Origin of the sequence: Proteus sp. G2609, from assembly GCF_963896135.1 — a bacterium.
Classification (GTDB): Bacteria; Pseudomonadota; Gammaproteobacteria; order Enterobacterales; family Enterobacteriaceae; genus Proteus; species Proteus mirabilis.
This window is the reverse complement of the sequence record NZ_CAWQNB010000040.1, coordinates 336,204-353,876: the sequence shown is the minus strand read 5'-3', so window position 1 is coordinate 353,876 and position 17,673 is coordinate 336,204. Positions and strand designations below refer to the sequence as shown.

At 37.4% G+C, this 17,673-nt stretch carries 14 protein-coding genes; 5 read left to right on the top strand and 9 right to left on the bottom strand.

The features are described 5' to 3' along the window. Nucleotides 1-172: 172 nt before the first annotated feature. Nucleotides 173-1,657, bottom strand: coding sequence for a sodium/proline symporter PutP (gene putP / locus AACV01_RS14965; protein ID WP_004248317.1), 1,485 nt, complete (start codon nt 1,655-1,657; stop codon nt 173-175). 471 nt (nt 1,658-2,128) lie between these two features. Between putP and putA the strand changes: the two genes are divergently transcribed. Beyond that, nucleotides 2,129-6,097 carry a trifunctional transcriptional regulator/proline dehydrogenase/L-glutamate gamma-semialdehyde dehydrogenase gene (gene putA, locus AACV01_RS14960; protein WP_107336934.1) on the top strand — a complete coding sequence of 1,323 codons (3,969 nt, stop codon included), beginning with the start codon at nt 2,129-2,131 and terminating at the stop codon, nt 6,095-6,097. Nucleotides 6,098-6,240: 143 nt separating this feature from the next. Here the strand turns inward: putA and fliZ are convergent, their stop codons facing one another. The 4 genes from fliZ to AACV01_RS14940 form a co-directional block, all read right to left on the bottom strand. Then, nucleotides 6,241-6,771: a flagella biosynthesis regulatory protein FliZ gene (gene fliZ, locus AACV01_RS14955; RefSeq protein ID WP_161683168.1), complete on the bottom strand. Its 531-nt coding sequence runs from the start codon at nt 6,769-6,771 to the stop codon at nt 6,241-6,243. A 58-nt stretch (nt 6,772-6,829) separates the two neighbouring features. Further along, a complete protein-coding gene (locus tag AACV01_RS14950; RefSeq protein ID WP_004248319.1) occupies nt 6,830-7,552 on the bottom strand; it encodes an RNA polymerase sigma factor FliA in 723 nt (240 codons plus the stop codon). 443 nt (nt 7,553-7,995) lie between these two features. Further along, nucleotides 7,996-9,099, bottom strand: a complete 1,104-nt coding sequence (locus tag AACV01_RS14945; RefSeq protein ID WP_113976887.1) for a FliC/FljB family flagellin — start codon at nt 9,097-9,099, stop codon at nt 7,996-7,998. Between the two features lie 309 nt (nt 9,100-9,408). Beyond that, nucleotides 9,409-10,521, bottom strand: coding sequence for a FliC/FljB family flagellin (locus AACV01_RS14940; RefSeq protein ID WP_049197457.1), 1,113 nt, complete (start codon nt 10,519-10,521; stop codon nt 9,409-9,411). A gap of 387 nt (nt 10,522-10,908) precedes the next feature. On the opposite strand from AACV01_RS14940, the gene fliD reads away from it, so the two are divergent. The 3 genes from fliD to fliT are packed head-to-tail and all read left to right on the top strand — an operon-like array spanning nt 10,909 to nt 13,123. Next, nucleotides 10,909-12,327, top strand: a complete 1,419-nt coding sequence (gene fliD, locus AACV01_RS14935) for a flagellar filament capping protein FliD (protein WP_161683166.1) — start codon at nt 10,909-10,911, stop codon at nt 12,325-12,327. Between the two features lie 25 nt (nt 12,328-12,352). Continuing rightward, nucleotides 12,353-12,751 (top strand): flagellar export chaperone FliS, encoded by a 399-nt coding sequence (fliS, locus tag AACV01_RS14930; RefSeq protein WP_004243499.1) that lies wholly within the window; start codon nt 12,353-12,355, stop codon nt 12,749-12,751. An 18-nt stretch (nt 12,752-12,769) separates the two neighbouring features. Beyond that, the gene (gene fliT / locus AACV01_RS14925) at nt 12,770-13,123 is read left to right on the top strand and encodes a flagellar protein FliT (RefSeq protein WP_004243500.1); all 354 of its coding nucleotides are present in this window, start codon (nt 12,770-12,772) and stop codon (nt 13,121-13,123) included. 293 nt (nt 13,124-13,416) lie between these two features. Here the strand turns inward: fliT and AACV01_RS14920 are convergent, their stop codons facing one another. From AACV01_RS14920 to AACV01_RS14910, 3 genes are all read right to left on the bottom strand, one after another. Further along, nucleotides 13,417-14,559, bottom strand: a complete 1,143-nt coding sequence (locus AACV01_RS14920) for a hypothetical protein (protein WP_046334239.1) — start codon at nt 14,557-14,559, stop codon at nt 13,417-13,419. 464 nt (nt 14,560-15,023) lie between these two features. Further along, a complete protein-coding gene (locus AACV01_RS14915; RefSeq protein WP_004243502.1) occupies nt 15,024-15,239 on the bottom strand; it encodes a hypothetical protein in 216 nt (71 codons plus the stop codon). A gap of 101 nt (nt 15,240-15,340) precedes the next feature. Continuing rightward, complete coding sequence (locus AACV01_RS14910) at nt 15,341-15,571, bottom strand: DUF6500 family protein (RefSeq protein WP_036895222.1); 231 nt, start codon at nt 15,569-15,571, stop codon at nt 15,341-15,343. Nucleotides 15,572-15,973: 402 nt separating this feature from the next. Between AACV01_RS14910 and AACV01_RS14905 the strand changes: the two genes are divergently transcribed. Continuing rightward, a complete protein-coding gene (locus AACV01_RS14905; RefSeq protein WP_104836527.1) occupies nt 15,974-16,705 on the top strand; it encodes a fimbrial protein in 732 nt (243 codons plus the stop codon). 408 nt (nt 16,706-17,113) lie between these two features. Here AACV01_RS14905 and fliE read toward each other — a convergent pair whose 3' ends face one another. Further along, the gene (gene fliE / locus AACV01_RS14900; protein WP_004248328.1) at nt 17,114-17,425 is read right to left on the bottom strand and encodes a flagellar hook-basal body complex protein FliE; all 312 of its coding nucleotides are present in this window, start codon (nt 17,423-17,425) and stop codon (nt 17,114-17,116) included. Nucleotides 17,426-17,673 lie beyond the last annotated feature (248 nt).

Sequence of the window (17,673 nt, the reverse complement as noted above, 5' to 3'; positions counted from 1 at the left end):
GAAATTTGATGGGTTAAATATCGCTTTGATTAAGCAATCTTAATGCTATTAATATCATGCTAAACAAAACTCTTTAATGGTTAATATTTACTGTTATTTTGCCAAAAAAATACCACCTATATTTTTATATAGATGGTATTTCATTAAATAAAATCTCACTGCTTATTAATAATTAAGTGTTACGATATTCCGCTTCTGCTTCATCAAAACGTTGTTGATTTTCTGCCGTTGGTGACTTACCCATTAAACTGACAATAACAATGGCTATGGATGCGAAAATAAAGCCCGGAATAATTTCATAAAGACCGAACCATTTATATTGCATCCATACCAGTACCGTTAATGCACCAATTAACATTCCCGCAAAAGCACCATTACGAGTCATACGTTTCCAAGTGACAGAGATAAGGATCACCGGACCAAATGCAGCACCAAATCCTGCCCAAGCATTACTCACCAAATCAAGTACTTTATTTTCTGGATCACGGGCTAAATAAATAGCGATAACCGCAACTAATAACACCATGCCACGACCAACCCAAACTAGCTCTTTTTGACTGGCATTTTTACGAATAAAAGGCTTATATAAATCTTCAGTTAATGCACTGGCGCAGACTAATAATTGGCAGCTTAACGTACTCATTACCGCAGCTAAAATCGCAGATAACAAAATACCAGCTATCCACGGGTTAAAAAGTAACGAAGCTAATTCCATAAAGATACGCTCATTTTTAGCCATAACCGGACCTGCAACGGCCGGATTAACTTCAAAATAAGCAATACCAAAGAAGCCCACCGCCACCGTTCCGCCTAAACAGAGGATCATCCAAGTCATACCAATACGACGCGCTTTACGAATAGTTTGATTTGAATCTGCAGCCATAAAACGCGCGAGAATATGAGGCTGTCCAAAATAACCTAATCCCCAAGCTAATAATGAAACAATAGCAATAAAATCAAGCCCTTTAAACATATCAAGATAAGCCGGATCTTTCGCTTTAATGATCTCTATAGAGGTGTCAATTCCACCAATTGAGAAAATAACAATAATTGGTGTCAGAATAAGTGCGAAAATCATTAATGTGGCTTGTACCGTATCCGTCCAACTTACCGCTAAAAAACCACCTAGGAAAGTATATGCAATGGTTGCTAGTGCACCATAGATCATCGCTTCATGATAAGGAATGCCAAAGGTAGACTCAAAAAGCATACCTCCTGCGACGACACCTGATGCACAATAAATAGTGAAGAAAATAAGAATAACTAACGCAGAAATAATGCGTAGCATTTTGCTTTTGTCATCAAAGCGAGAAGTTAAATAGTCTGGTAAAGTCAGTGCATTATTGTTTTTTTCTGTTTGTAAACGTAAGCGCCCTGCAACTAAACGCCAGTTAAGCCATGCACCTAAACATAAACCAATGGCTATCCAACTTTCGGAGATCCCCGCAAAAAAAACCACACCTGGTAACCCCATTAATAGCCAGCCACTCATATCAGAAGCGCCCGCAGAAAGTGCCGTTACTACACTACCAAGCCTTCGGCCCCCTAAAATATAATCATCAAAATTTTTTGTTGATCGATACGCTAGATAGCCGATAAAAAGCATCCCCAATATATAGATCGTAAAGGTAATTAGCATTGGCGAATTTAGAGCCATAATCGCAGTTCTCCATATATCTGTTACGATCAATTGCTATGCTTTCAACTTATGCAGGAACGTTGCACTTCGTTGCACACCAATGACCTTATCAGTTTTTATTTAAAATAATTTCTTACTGTAACAAATAAAACATTCATATCAATCCTAGAATAGGTTATAAGCATTTAACAAGAAATTAACGTATTGGTGTTTAATTTTTGTATGTAACTTCACACTATTTGCTTCTGTTGAAAGAGATTAATATTATCTCTTCATTGAAGAAAAACATATAACCAAATGAATTATAAGTATTATTTATTTATCCATCTAAGATAATATTTTTTAACCATTTATAAAACCTGACAACTTTCACATTATTTATAAATTTATTGTTAACAATGTTGCACAAAGTTGCAACATGGCTGATATTAAGAAAAATAACTGGTCAATGTGCCGTATAAGTAAGATGCACGATATGAGGAGCACTGCATGAGTAGCACAACAATGGGTGTTAGACTTGATGAAGAAACCCGTAATAGATTAAAAGATGCTGCACAAAAATTAGATAGAACATCTCATTGGCTAATTAAACAAGCCATCTTCAATTATCTTGAACAAATTGAAAATGATCAGCTCACCCTAACCCCTATCACACAGGCTGAGCAAGATATTGAAGAAAGCACTGATCCCCTAACGGCACATTATCAACCGTTTTTAGAATTTGCAGAGCAGATCCACCCACAATCGGTGTTACGCTCGGCAATTACTTCTGCTTATCGTATACCTGAAACACAAGCAGTGCCTATGCTACTACAGCAGGCAACGTTACCTGAACATGAGGCTCAAGCCACGCATAAACTGGCTTACTCCATTGCAGAAAAATTACGCAAACAAAAACAGGGTGTTGGACGCTCAGGTCTGGTACAAGGCTTACTGCAAGAGTTTTCTCTCTCTTCCCAAGAGGGGGTTGCCTTAATGTGTTTAGCCGAAGCTTTATTGCGTATTCCTGATAAAGCAACCCGTGATGCCCTGATCCGAGATAAAATTAGCCATGGCAATTGGCGCTCGCATTTAGGGCAAAGCCAATCTATGTTTGTCAATGCCGCCACTTGGGGTCTACTGTTTACAGGCAAACTCGTCTCTACCCATAACGAAGAGAAATTATCTAATTCTCTAAATCGCATTTTAACTAAAAGTGGTGAACCTTTAGTGCGTAAAGGCGTTGATATGGCGATGCGGTTAATGGGGGAACAATTTGTCACTGGTGAAACTATCTCCCAAGCGTTAGCCAATGCACGCAAACTTGAAGAAAAAGGCTTTAGATATTCCTATGATATGCTAGGAGAAGCGGCCTTAACGGAAAAAGATGCGCAAGACTATTTAGTCTCTTATCAACAAGCCATCCATGCCATTGGTAAAGCCTCTAATGGACGAGGTATTTATGAAGGACCGGGGATCTCCATTAAACTTTCAGCGTTACATCCCCGTTATAGTCGAGCTCAATATGATAGAGTGATGTCGGAGCTTTACCCTCGCTTACTCTCTTTAACGCTACAAGCCAAGCAATATGATATTGGTATTAATATTGATGCAGAAGAAGCGGATAGACTGGAAATATCCCTCGATTTATTAGAAAAACTCTGCTTCGAGCCTGAATTAGCGGGTTGGAATGGTATAGGATTTGTTATTCAGGCCTATCAGAAACGCTGCCCTTTAGTGATTGATTATATTATTGATTTAGCTCGCCGCAGTCGTCGCCGTTTAATGATCCGTTTAGTAAAAGGGGCTTATTGGGATAGTGAGATTAAACGCGCGCAAATGGATGGACTGGAAGATTACCCTGTTTATACCCGTAAAGTGTATACTGATGTCTCTTACCTTGCGTGTGCGAAAAAACTGCTTGCTTCACCGAATTATATTTATCCGCAATTTGCCACGCATAATGCCCATACTTTATCAGCCATTTATCATCTAGCGGGTCAAAATTACTATCCTGGTCAATATGAATTCCAATGCTTACACGGTATGGGTGAACCCCTCTATGCACAAGTTGTGGGTAAAATTGCTGATGGTAAACTTGGTCGCCCTTGTCGTATCTATGCGCCAGTAGGTACTCATGAAACCCTACTGGCTTACCTTGTGCGTCGATTATTAGAAAATGGTGCAAATACCTCGTTTGTAAATCGTATCGCTGACACCACCATCTCCTTAGATGAATTAGTTGCCGATCCGGTTAAAGAGATCAATAAAATTGCGCAAGCTGAAGGACAAATCGGACTTTCACATCCTAAAATCCCGCTCCCAATGCAGCTTTATGGTGATGAGCGTAAAAATTCACCGGGGATTGATATGTCTAATGAGCATCGTTTAGCCTCATTATCCAGTGCATTACTGACCTCTGCGATGGAAAAAATTCACAGCCATCCGCTCATTGGTGGTGAGTGTAATAGTGCAGAAGAAGTGATTGCACCACAATCTATACTCAATCCGGCAAATCACACCGATGTCGTCGGTACAGTACGTGAAACAACGGCCGCCGAAGCTAATTTTGCTTTAGATATTGCCCAAGAAAATGGTGAAATTTGGTTTGCAACCCCACCTGCGGAAAGAGCGGCATTTTTAGTCCGCACGGCTGAGCTGATGGAACAGCAAATGGGCCCATTAATGGGGGTCTTAGTAAGAGAAGCGGGCAAAACCTATAGTAATGCTATTGCAGAAGTGCGTGAGGCGATTGATTTTCTTTATTATTACTCAGCACAAGTGGCAAATGATTTTGATAATAATACCCATCGTCCTTTAGGCCCTGTTGTCTGTATTAGTCCTTGGAACTTCCCATTAGCCATCTTTAGTGGACAAATTGCAGCGGCGTTAGCGGCAGGTAATACCGTACTGGCCAAACCTGCGGAGCAAACCCCTCTGATTGCTTTTAAAGCCGTAGAACTATTTTATCAAGCAGGAGTACCTCGCAGTGCATTACAACTCTTACCGGGTCAAGGGGAGACTATTGGTGCACAATTAGTGGCTGATGAACGCGTGCGTGGTGTGATGTTTACAGGCTCTACCGAAGTTGCCCACATTTTGCAAAAAACCTTAGCGGGCAGACTCGATAGCGAAGGTCGCCCTGTTCCTTTAATTGCTGAAACAGGTGGCTTAAACGCTATGATTGTCGACTCTTCTGCCTTAACGGAACAAGTGGTCACTGACGTTATGGCCTCTGCTTATGATAGTGCGGGTCAACGTTGTTCTGCTTTGCGTATTCTCTGTATTCAAGAAGAGGTGGCTGATAGCACGATTGAAATGTTAAAAGGCGCAATGGCTCAAGCGATAATAGGTGATCCAAGTCTCTTATCAACAGATATTGGCCCTGTAATTGATAAAGAGGCAAAAGCGGGTATTGAAAAACATATTCAAACTATGCGCACAGCGGGTTTTGACGTTTATCAAGCAACCTATAATCAACTTACTAAACAGGCTGAAAATAACAGTACTTTTGTTCCTCCTACCTTAATTGAGTTAGATAAAATTAGCTCACTTAAAAAAGAGATTTTTGGCCCTGTACTGCACGTCGTACGTTACTCAAGCCAAGATCTGCCTGCTTTATTAGATGAAATTAATGCGACTGGATATGGATTAACGATGGGGGTTCATACCCGTATTGATGAAACTATCGCTTATGTAGCGACTCATGCAAAAGTAGGAAATTTATATGTGAACCGCAATATGGTAGGTGCTGTTGTCGGGGTACAACCTTTTGGTGGTGAAGGCTTATCAGGTACGGGGCCAAAAGCTGGAGGCCCTGCTTATCTGTATCGTTTATTATCAAAACGTCCTGAAAATGCCATAACACAAACCTTAGCACGTCAAGATGAAACATTACCCCTTGATGCCTCTATGCGACAAAAGTTATTACAAACCTATCATCACTATATGACGTGGTTAGCAAATAAAACGGAACCTGCACATTATCAGGCGCTAGAAGAATACGCCAATGCATCACAAGCCGGGACATTGCGCGTATTGCCGGGGCCTACTGGCGAGCGTAATACCTATCAATTAGTCCCTTGTGGCAAGGTGCTTTGTCTCTCAGATAATGAGCAAGATATATTTACTCAGTTAGCGGGAGTCTTTGCATCAGGATGCCATGCTATTGTCCATAATGCTGTTTTCTCCCAAAAAACCTATCGTGAATTGCCTGATATGATCAGAAAAGCAATCACACTCACGGACAACTGGCAAGATGAGTCACTAAGCATTAATGCCGTTATTTATCATGGTGATAGTGATCAGTTAAAAGAGACTTGTCAGCAAATTGCACAACGTAAAGGGGCTATTATTTCAGTACAAGGCTTCTCACGTGGTGAGACAGCATTGTTATTAGAGCGTTTATTGCATGAACGAGCATTAAGCGTCAATACCGCCGCTGCCGGAGGCAATGCCAGCTTAATGACGATTAGTTAAACCCAACGTTCTCTTTCTCACTTTATTTTTGAGACCACCTTTAACTTACTTATCTATTAAAGGTGGTTTTTTTATTTCTGGAACAAAAAATAAAAAGGAGCAACATAATGTTACCCCTTTTTTTAGGTCTCTCTTGAATGCGATTAGTGACCACTACTCATCGAGGTTGGCGCTTGGCACCAATCAAGATATTGCTCATACTTACGTAGGGCAATGTTGTAGTTACTAAATGCGGAGGGAGTGAGCTTTTTACTCAAGTCTGACTGAATTTTCTCTGTCGTAAATTCTTGACGAGGAAAATTAGTGGAAGTCAGCAATTCATCGAGTCGACGTAAACGAACCACATACCCACGAACAGTACTGTGGCTCATCTCCGTTTGTTCGAACAAATACTGCTTAAAAGACATAATGTCAAAGTAATCAGTTTCACTATTACAGTAAATCTCACTACAAAAACGGCACAGCGCAGAAAACTTTCCTTGCAAGGTTTCCCATGTTTCATCATCAATTAAATCTGTCATTTCAGAAATGGCTTCTTTATTGATAACTTGGCGATTGAATACGAGAGAAATCCGATCAAGCGCCTTATGGCAATGCAAACAATGAGTTTGGCTGTGTTTATAGTCTTTAATGTAACGGCTTAGCGGCCGTTTCTTTTGTGTTGAAACAGACATAAGAGATAAAGCCCTGTGTTGTAGTCTTAATAAATAAAAACAAAAATAAGCAAAACTTCTATTTCTCTGGGTTTAAGCGTGCTCGCAGCCTTTTGATTGCTTGGCTGTGTAGCTGACTTACGCGGGATTCCCCGACATTAAGCACTGCGCCTATTTCTTTCAAATTAAGTTCTTCCTGATAATACAGGGTAAGAACCATTTTTTCCCTTTCGGGAAGCAATTCTATCGCGTCTATGACTCTTTGGCGAATATCACTTTCCAATAACATTTGTAAAGGATTGTCATCGTGATCTTCGTCTTGAGACGGTTCACAGCTTTCACCGTAAATTTCATGCCATTCGTCATAAGAGAACAACTGGCTGTTATTTGTATCCAATAGGATCTGCCGGTATTCTGCTAACTCAATCTGCAAATGATCAGCAACTTCCTGTTCTGATGGTGGTCGTCCTAGATCCTGCTCTAACTGATGAATGGATTGTGTCACTTCTCTTGCATTACGGCGCACACTGCGGGGCGCCCAATCACGACTTCGTAGCTCATCTAACATAGAGCCTCGAATACGTTGCACAGCATAAGTAGTAAAGGCGGCACCTTGCATTGAGTCATAACGCTCAACGGCATTCAGTAGGCCAATCCCCCCTGCTTGCAAAAGATCATCCAATTCAACACTCGCAGGTAACTTGACCTGTAATCGTAATGCTTCATGGCGAACCAAAGGGACATATCGCTCCCAGAGGCTATTTTTGTCCATCACGCCTTCGGCGGTATACAAATCACTCACAACAAAAGACACCTTTGGATAAAAGACCGGAAACCATTATCCGACGAAATAGTGTTAGCAATCGGCTGAACAGTGAAGCAAAAGCCCCTCTTTTTCACCTATGCTAAATTTTCAGCGAAAATTGGGTTTTCATTGATAATTTAATTTGTTATTGCATTACAAGTACATACTGTACCTTAAGATGGGTCATACTAATCCGCAGAAAAACCGTTAAATAAATTGATATTTTGTCTTATTGAAAGAAATGTATTCATCAAATATGTATTTTGTTGATAAAAAAATAACATATAAATCATATTACTTATCTTTTATCTATTTTTTATCTACAACCTATCGATGGAAATACTTATCCATGATTAATAAAAAAAACGATTGTTTTGATGAAAAAACACCCACAGCAAAAATAGCTGTGGGTGGGATCTGAAGATGAGTTTAATGAAGGATTAACGTAACAGAGACAGAACAGTTTGTGGTACTTGGTTTGCTTGAGCAAGCACAGCAGTACCTGCTTGTTGCAAGATTTGGTTTTTACTCATATTGGACACTTCTGTCGCATAGTCAGCATCTAAGATACGGCTACGTGAAGCAGATAAGTTATTAACAGTGTTGTTTAAGTTATTGATAGTAGATTGGAAACGGTTTTGAATTGCACCTAATTTAGAGCGGCTTTCATCAACCTTACTAATTGCGTTATCTAAAGTTGCTAAAGCGTCATCCTTAACATTTAAAACTTTAACATCTTTACCTGCATCTGCTGTAAATTTAGTGGTTTTACTACCAGTAAACTCAACTTCACCAGTAGTAGTACCTGATTTTAATGTAAAGTCTGATTTGCTTACTATGTAGTCGTCGCTACCATCATTTAAGACAACTTTATCAGAAGAAACCTTACCATCTACTTTATACTCTTTTACTGAAATACCAGTCACGTATTTTTTACCGCCCGAAATGCCCAGAGCGTTTGCATCGATAGCATCACCTGCTGCTGTAACCCCTTTTTTCTCTGTTTTAGCATCAAACAGTTTATCACTAGCCACACCTAATGTGTCGTTATCAATTTTATCTAAATTGAATTCAATCACTTCATTGTCATTAGTACCCACTTGAATGGTCATTTTTGACTTTTCACCACTCAACACTTTTACACCGTTAAACTGAGTTTGTTCTGAAACACGATTGATTTCATCTAAACGTTGATTAACTTCGTTTTGGATAGAGTTGATATCTGAGTTAGAGTTAGTCCCGTTTTTCGCTTGAACGGTTAATTCACGAATACGTTGTAAGTTATTGTTGATTTCGTTCAATGCACCTTCAGTGGTTTGAGACACTGAAATACCATCATTCGCATTACGAGATGCTTGAGTTAAACCGTTAATATTTGAAGTGAAACGGTTAGCAATAGCTTGACCTGCCGCATCGTCTTTCGCGCTGTTAATACGCATACCTGAAGATAAACGTTCAATCGCATTACCTAGCGCACTTTGTGAACGATTTAGATTATTTTGAGTGACTAAAGACAGATAATTAGTATTAATAACTTGTGCCATACAATATTCCTTCAATTTTATTTGAAAATTTTTAATAAATAGGTTTGTTATTACACTCCTGTAATAACGTTGCCTAAACACTATCGTCATTAAATCGAAGGTATTTATGTGTTTTCGCGTCGCGAAAATAGTAAAAAAAGCCAATTAATTAATTTATAAGAGATAATGACTAGCAGAAAAAACAAAAATAGATGGGGAGAAAAAAATAAACTAAAACAGAGTGAGTTTAAATATAAAATAAAATAACAAAAAAGACCCTCAGATGAGGGCCTTTGATATAGAAAGGTATCTTTTGTGTCAGGGTACGAATTAACGTAACAGAGACAGAACAGTTTGTGGTACTTGGTTTGCTTGAGCAAGTACTGAAGTACCCGCTTGTTGCAAGATTTGACCACGGCTCATGTTAGAAACTTCTGTTGCATAGTCAGCATCTAAGATACGGCTACGTGAAGCAGATAAGTTGTTAACAGTGTTGTTTAGGTTGTTGATAGTAGATTCAAAACGGTTTTGAATCGCACCTAATTTAGAACGGCTTTCATCAATGGTGTTGATAGCTTTGTCTAAAGTTGCTAAAGCGTCATCTTTAACGTTTAAAGTTTTAACGTCTTTACCTGCAACAGCAGTAAATTCGTTACCAGCAACAGCTGAACCTGCTTTTAAGTTGATTTGTGTAGCAGTAGTACCATCAGCTTCAAAATCTGAAGCAGAAACTAAGTAGCTTTTACCACCTTCAGTTGCAACGAATTTACCATCAACAACTTTGCCATCTTCTTCGTATTTTTTAACTGTTAAACCAGCTTTTAGAGTAGTACCACCAGCAACACCTAAATCAGCAATAACAGCATCATCAGCACTTGCTTTCTTCTCACCTTTAGAAACGGTAGCTTCAGTGAACAGTTTATCGCTAGCAACACCTAATGTATCGTTATCAACTTTATCTAAGTTAAATTTGATAGTTTCATTATCGTTAGTACCAACTTGGATAACCATTTCTGATTTCTCACCGCTCAGTACTTTAACGCCGTTAAACTGAGTTTGTTCAGAAATACGGTTGATTTCGTCTAAACGTTCTTTCACTTCGTTTTGGATAGAAGTGATATCTGAATTAGAGTTAGTACCGTTTTTCGCTTGAACAGTTAACTCACGGATACGTTGTAAGTTATTGTTGATTTCGTTCAATGCACCTTCAGTTGTTTGAGCGATAGAGATACCATCGTTCGCATTACGTGAAGCTTGAGTTAAACCATTTACGTTTGAAGTGAAACGGTTAGCAATTGCTTGACCCGCTGCATCGTCTTTTGCACTGTTGATACGTAGACCAGAAGACAGACGCTCGATTGCACTTCCTAAAGTTCCCTGAGATTTGTTCAGGTTGTTTTGAGTTACCAGGGATAGATAGTTGGTATTAATGACTTGTGCCATAGCTAGATTCCTTTAAAATCAAGTCGATAAAATAAAAGTTTGCCTATTCATTTACGGTGTCAATCACCGGCAACAAGTTTATCGGCACCCCAGATACAACCTTTAACTTTTCCAACAAATTTTTCTGTCATTTTTTATAGAATCGCCATTAACCAAATGATATATAAAGAAATTAATTTATTATTTTTTTATATTATTTTTATCAATTCTCGCCATGAACCATTTTTCTTAATGCAAAATTCGACTTTAGTATTCAATGACAATAAAAGGCTTCTATATGGAGGTCTGTTTCCCTCATCAAAAATAGTAAATAGACGTAAACTTTTCGCCAATTCTTCCGATAACGCTGTGTAGGGATTATTTTACGAACACAGAAAGGAGACCAGTATGGCTGGTATTAGTGCACTAGGAGTAGGCGCCAAGATGCCGCTTGGCGAAACATTGATGCAATTAGAGGCTGCGGAAAATAAACGCCTTGAACCTTTAGACAAACAGATGAAAAGCTACGATGCACAAATTACTGCATATGGAAAAATTCGTAGCCAATTAGATAAATTACAGAAAGCATCTGAAGAATTAAAAAAATTCGATAAAATCGTCGCCACCAAAGTTGATGATGAGTTTGATGCCTTTAAAGTAACCACTGATGGTAAAGCAAGCATTGGTAATTATACGGTCTCTGTAACAGAGCTTGCCCATGCTCAAACACTGAAATCAAAAGCCGTCAGTGATATCAAAGATCCTATTGGTGAAACATTAGGTGAAGGCAAAACACGGACTTTAGTGATCACCCAAAAAGGTGAAAAAGAGCCTTTAAAAATAGAGTTAACAGACAGCCAAACTTCTATTATTGAATTACGTGATGCTATCAATAAAAAAGAAGGCAACGTTTCTGCCACTATTGTAAAAGCTCAAGATGGCGTTAACCATTTAGTTCTGACTTCTCGTAAAGAAGGTACAGATTCTCAAATGGAAATCACTGTTGAAGGTGATAGTAAGCTTAACGATTTTATTAGCTACTCAACTAAAACAAACAGTGGTGCAATGACAGAGATCGTTAAAGCAAATAATGCAAAGTTAACGATTAATGGGATTGAAATTGAACGTCAAACTAATGAAATTAAAGATGCGCCTGAAGGGATCACGTTAAATCTTAAGAAAAAAACCAATGATAATAAAGATGGCGTAGATAAGCCTGAAATTATTGCGGTTGCGCGTGATATTGAGCCAATGAAAAAGGCCATAAAAGCCTGGACAGACGCCTATAATGAATTAAATAAAACCTATAAAGATTTCACCAAGTACACCCAAGTTGAAAAAGGTGAAGATGCCTCTAAAGACAATGGTGTGTTATTAGGTGATACCACTAGCCGGATGATTATGTCTGAGCTAAAAAGCTTTATCACTCGTTCTCAATCTTCATCTGAGATTGATACCCTTAATAAAATGGGCATTAAATTTAAAGTTGATGGCACATTAGAAGTTGATGATAAAAAACTCGATAAAGCATTAAAAGAAAAACCCGCTAACGTCAAAGAGTTTTTTATGGGGGATGGTAAAGAAACAGGTTTTGGTACTCAAACCTATAATTACCTGAAAAAAACGCTGCAATCAAACGACGGAACACTTGATATTGCCACTGATGGTGTTAAAAAACGTAAAAAATCGTTAGATAACCAAATTAAAAATACCAAACGTACTATTGAAGCGACGATGGAACGTTATAAAAAACAGTTTCAATTATTAGATAAAATGGTCAACTCCATGACTAACTCAAGTGCATCAATTGAACGTTTATTACGTTAATTTTTAAGTAGGATATTAGGATATTATGTATCAACAATCAGCCAGTAAAATGTATGCTCAAATTGATGTTGAAAGTGAGATTTTAAATGCTTCACCTTACCAGCTGATCCAAATCCTATTTAATGGGGCGCTAAGCGCCCTTCGCCGTGCATTAATATTAATGGAACAAGGAAATATCGCCGGTAAAGGAGAAAATATTTCTAAAGCCATTAACATTATTGGCAACGGCTTAAAACAGGGGCTGGATAAAGAAAAAGGGGAGGAGCTTGCTGAAAATTTAGCATTACTTTACGACTATATGATCACTCAACTACTCGATGCCAATTTAAAAAATAATCCAGAAAAAATTCATGAAGTCATCAAGTTATTAACTGAAATTTCTGATGCTTGGCAACAAATTGGCACACAGATTAATTCTTATTAAAAAGCGTGGACAGCAAATATGGATATAATGGCAGCTTACGAGCAGGTTTTGAAATTAAGTGAGCAAATGTTAACGCTTGCCAAAAATCAGCAGTGGGATCAGCTGATAGAAATGGAAATGGATTATTTAAAAAGTGTAGAAATTATCACTAAGATGATAAAACCCACTGAGGGTGAGCTGATAATACAACAGCAGCTCACCAATATGTTAAAGAAAATACTCGAAAATGAAAATGAGACGCGAAATTTATTACGAGCAAGATTAGATAAGCTCGCTGTTTTAATAAGACAGACTGAACAAGAGCAGAGGGTACAAAATAGCTATGGTCAGTTTTCAGAGCATAGTTATTATCCTGATCTCAATCTAAAATAACTTTCCTCTGCGCCAAAAGCGGTTTTATTAGCTAATGGCGTCTTTATTTACCGAGTTATATCTTGCTATACGATATTATTTGTTATCGGTAACGTTGTAGCAATTAAACGATATGATATAAAAATAACATGATAAAAACTCAATTTATTACACTATATCATTAGACTATCGCTATCATCACCTACTCTTCCCCATCTATTTGTTCTCCATTTACTGATATCATCACCGATAAATAAAAATCGCCTACACATGGCAGGCGATAAACTTACTGTTTCAAATAGATAATAAATGATTTATTTGATCACATCGTAGAGTTGAGGGTTTGCAAAATAGTCTGCGGTTAATGCCATAGAAGGCTCATATTGTGCCCCATATATATCAGAGAATGCTTTACCCTCTTTACCTAATGAAACTTTACGTTCATCATCACCGCTACTTTCATATATGGAATAAGTTTTACGGCGCATAGCAATATATTTATCCGCATCATTTTTAATATCAGTATGATGCTCAAATATCTCCTTATCAGTTAATTCTAGCTTGTTCGCTAATTGACATCCCCAACGTGTTAAACATCTTTCTGCAAAATGTCGCACAATTAACCCCGGTGAAAATAGTGCATTTTTACCTTCACTACCATCAATAGCAGCATTGCCTACTAAGGTCGCATGACGTCCAGAAAGCGGGAAAATATGCATTTTCGTCTCAGCAGTCACCGTTGGAATAACGCAAGCAAATCCTTTTGAACGTTCATCAATGGCATAAAATCCGACATATTCCTTAACATTACTACCTAGTGTCACCTTTTCTGGTTGGAAATTAAGTGGCCCTGGAACTGGGTCAATAGCAAAAATATTGACTGGAATATCTTTTAATAGGGGATCTTTTAACATGGCATTGGCAAGCATATGACAGGTGATGCCACCACGGCTCCAACCAATTAAATTCACTTGGGTGGGAATGATGCCATCTTTGCGAAAGGTACGAATAATTTGTTGCTGAAGTTGTTGTTGAGTGACATAGCGGTCACCATAATTATATTTACGCCATAAAAAAGAGCCGGTCACTTCAACATCTTCAATGGGAATACCCGCTTTTTTCAGTTGATTATATTGTTGTTCTGTTAACTTTTCACGTTGCCAGTCAAAGTTGCCTTTCATTAAGCACAGTGCATGTTCAACATTTTCTTCCCATCCACTGCCAAATAAAGAGCCTTTTAAATCTGAATAATTAGGGCTTTCAACCCATAAATCATCTTCTTGCAAATTACCGCTACCTGGGCCATCTACAATAAACCACTGAGCAAATTCGCGATCTTGATTATTATGCGCCAAGGTGGAAACAAGCTCACCTTGCCAATAAACAGGATTATTATGATTATTATTATCAAAAGATGAAGCGCCGGTACCACATAAATAAACGGTTAATACTGTCATAATTAAAAATTCCTTGTATGTTTTACTAAAAAATCAAAATATGATCTCTATTTCCTTGTATCGAGCTATTCCTTAGCTCAAGTAAACTTTAACGACGACACTTTTTTTATTCAAATATAAAAAAGTCATTATCACAGTTCAGATCACATAATTAATAACTATTTAAGTTAAGTCGTATATTAATTGTTGTATAGCCATCTTAATTAAACTAATGCTATTCATTATCTGCTTTTTTAGCGAAAAAATTACTCTGATAATAGACACAATACCGAATCTTTCACTAAGTTAAGAGACTAAATCTTAATAGATTTATTATTTATTGTGATAGCGAATTGGGATAGTGAAGAGAGTGATTAAAAATAAATCATTAACGAAGTGTTTATTTTTCTTCTTACCGTTGAAGTTGAGATAAAAACAAAAAATCTCGCTAATGATCTTAACGAGATTTTGATTAATTGATACGCTTATAAACGATTAAATGCCACAACTCTCACCGCAGGAATATCAGCTTGAGCCCCTTGTGCAACTTCCTGACATGCTTTTTCTAACGCAATATGGGGTGTGATCCCACTCTCAGTTTCTACTATTTTATGCCCGGCGTAGGTATCACCATTTCTGGAACGCACTTTATACGCAATAAACCAATATTCCATATCATCACCGTTTACGTTATTAATCATAAAATTACCATAACGGTTTATGACTGACGTTAATGTGATAATAATCAATAATTTTCAGTTTTTTCGTATCAGGTTGATAAAAATGATAACAGCGTACAGATCTAGCGATTAGCGTCCATTTCAGTTTGTATCATTTTCTTAATTTTTATGGCTTTTTCAAAATGATCTAATTTATGCGTCATTATCCACCAAGTTGCCGCTTCCATTAATAATTCAGGATCATCATTTTTATTAGCAAAAAAAGCATAAAAAGAGAGGCCTACCCCTTCTCCCTTTTGCGCTATTTTTGTATCACATACTTGGATGATTTTTTGCTGCAACATTCTGCGCATCGTTTGTGTCACTCAGTGCGTTGTTAGTTAGTACAGCTTACATAGGAAATGTTGTCTTGTGAATACGAAAATGACGGAAAGGATTTTATTAAAAATGAGTGTTTTAAAGTTGATTAATTTAATTATATTTATATAAAAATATAAAATAATCTAAATAAGAGTATCTAATTACAAATCTTGTTTAATTAATATAAAATCCACATTTACCTATCAGGATTAAAACACTATTTTTAATTATCTCTTTTAGAGAATATCGGATAGTAAAATAAACTCACTTTAAGAAAGTCTAAATTAGATATATTAAAAAACATATTTATTTAACATTAAATAAATGAATAAAAGGTGTATTATATAATATTGTTTTGTTATTTATCCTCTAAAAAAGAATAAAGGAATAATGATATGAAAAAAGTATTACTCAGTCTTGCTATGCTGAGTATAATATCAACGCCGGTATTGGCTAAAACGCCTGTGGCTAACTTAAAAATCAATGGTGATATTAAGCCACCTACTTGTACTATTAATGGTGGCGATGCTGATTTAGTCTATAATTTAGGGAATATTTCACCGTCCGTGATACCTAACGATATGACCTATAATCAACTTCCATCTATTTCAAATACACTGACAGTGACATGTGACACATCAACTTTTTTAACTTTTAGAGCAACTGACGGCTATCCTAATTCCTTTATCCAAACTCCCGATATGAATATCAATTTTAGAGCACACGCTTTTAATTTAGTGGATAGTGCCGATACATCTAAAACCGTAGGTGGAATTACATACCGGTGGAAAGATGTAACAGTTGATGGAAAAGATGCTTATCTTTCACGAGCTAATGATGGTGATTCCGGTTATGATAATGGTAAGTGGTCTAATGAGTCCCAAATAGTAAAAGGTGCTACCGTTGGATGGACAGCAGAACAGCAACAATATGTCTCGCCTGATAAGCTTAACTTATTATCTGGAAAGGCTTTTAAAGCTACATTCTATAATGAAAATAAAATAGTGTATAATGTTGCGCTAACTTATTTGCACTCAAAAAAAATGTTAACTGAAGATGGTACTGATCTTACAATGGGTCTTGATTATACAGGCCAAGTGATCCTCACTTTTAACTTTGGGGTCTAATTTTAACATATTGATAATCACATTATAATTAACCTTTATATTGTGATTATCTTTTACGTTAAAAAATAAAGAGGCCTAATTTATATAATTAATCAATTATCAATTTCTGCTGCGCTATTGATGCCCTTATTTTCTTCCTCTTCTTTTTGTCTGGGTTCCTCTTTCACCTTCTGTGCTTGTAGTAGCATAAGTAAATTGGTCCCCCATTCAGAGATAATATTATCACTTCATCAACAGATGGGGGACCCATCAGCAAAAATGGTACAGGATAATATGATGCTTAGATGCATGAATACGAGCAAAACCCAATATTGCTATTAAGCCAAACATTGAATGCTCCTATCCCCTATATGTCCCCATCGAGCCACAACAAAGATAATATTCTTTTATCTCAATGAGTTAATTTTATCACACCTGCATTGACATAATCTCTTGATAAGCGGCGACCAGCTTATTACGCACTTGTACGCCCATTTGTAATGAGATGCTGGATTTTTGCATATCCACCATCACATCATTTAATTCAACACCGGGCGTACCTAACGTAAATGCTTGTACTTTGTTGGTTGCATTAACACGAGTTTCGTTAATTTTACCTACTGCTTGAACCAACTGAGTTGCAAATCCTGCCTGTACTGGCTGGGGTTTGGCAATATTGGATGCTTGTAAAGTTTGAATTTGCATTTTATCCAGAACACTTTCAATAGCTGGAATTGACATATAAACCTCTGCGTTAATCATCTAATTCAATTTTTGAATCAATGTCATAGTAAGTAGGTGAACCAACACGCTTACCGAGTAATACCCTAACACAAGGGCTTCATTCCAAAGCGAGTAATTAACGCAAAAGTTAAAGGCTAATTACGCCATTAAATGAAACGCAAAAGGCCAATAATGAGACACCTGAGAGTAGGTTTATTTATTTGCGTAAGGGGAGTCTGTTTTGTTACGCCACGCTTTTAGTATTC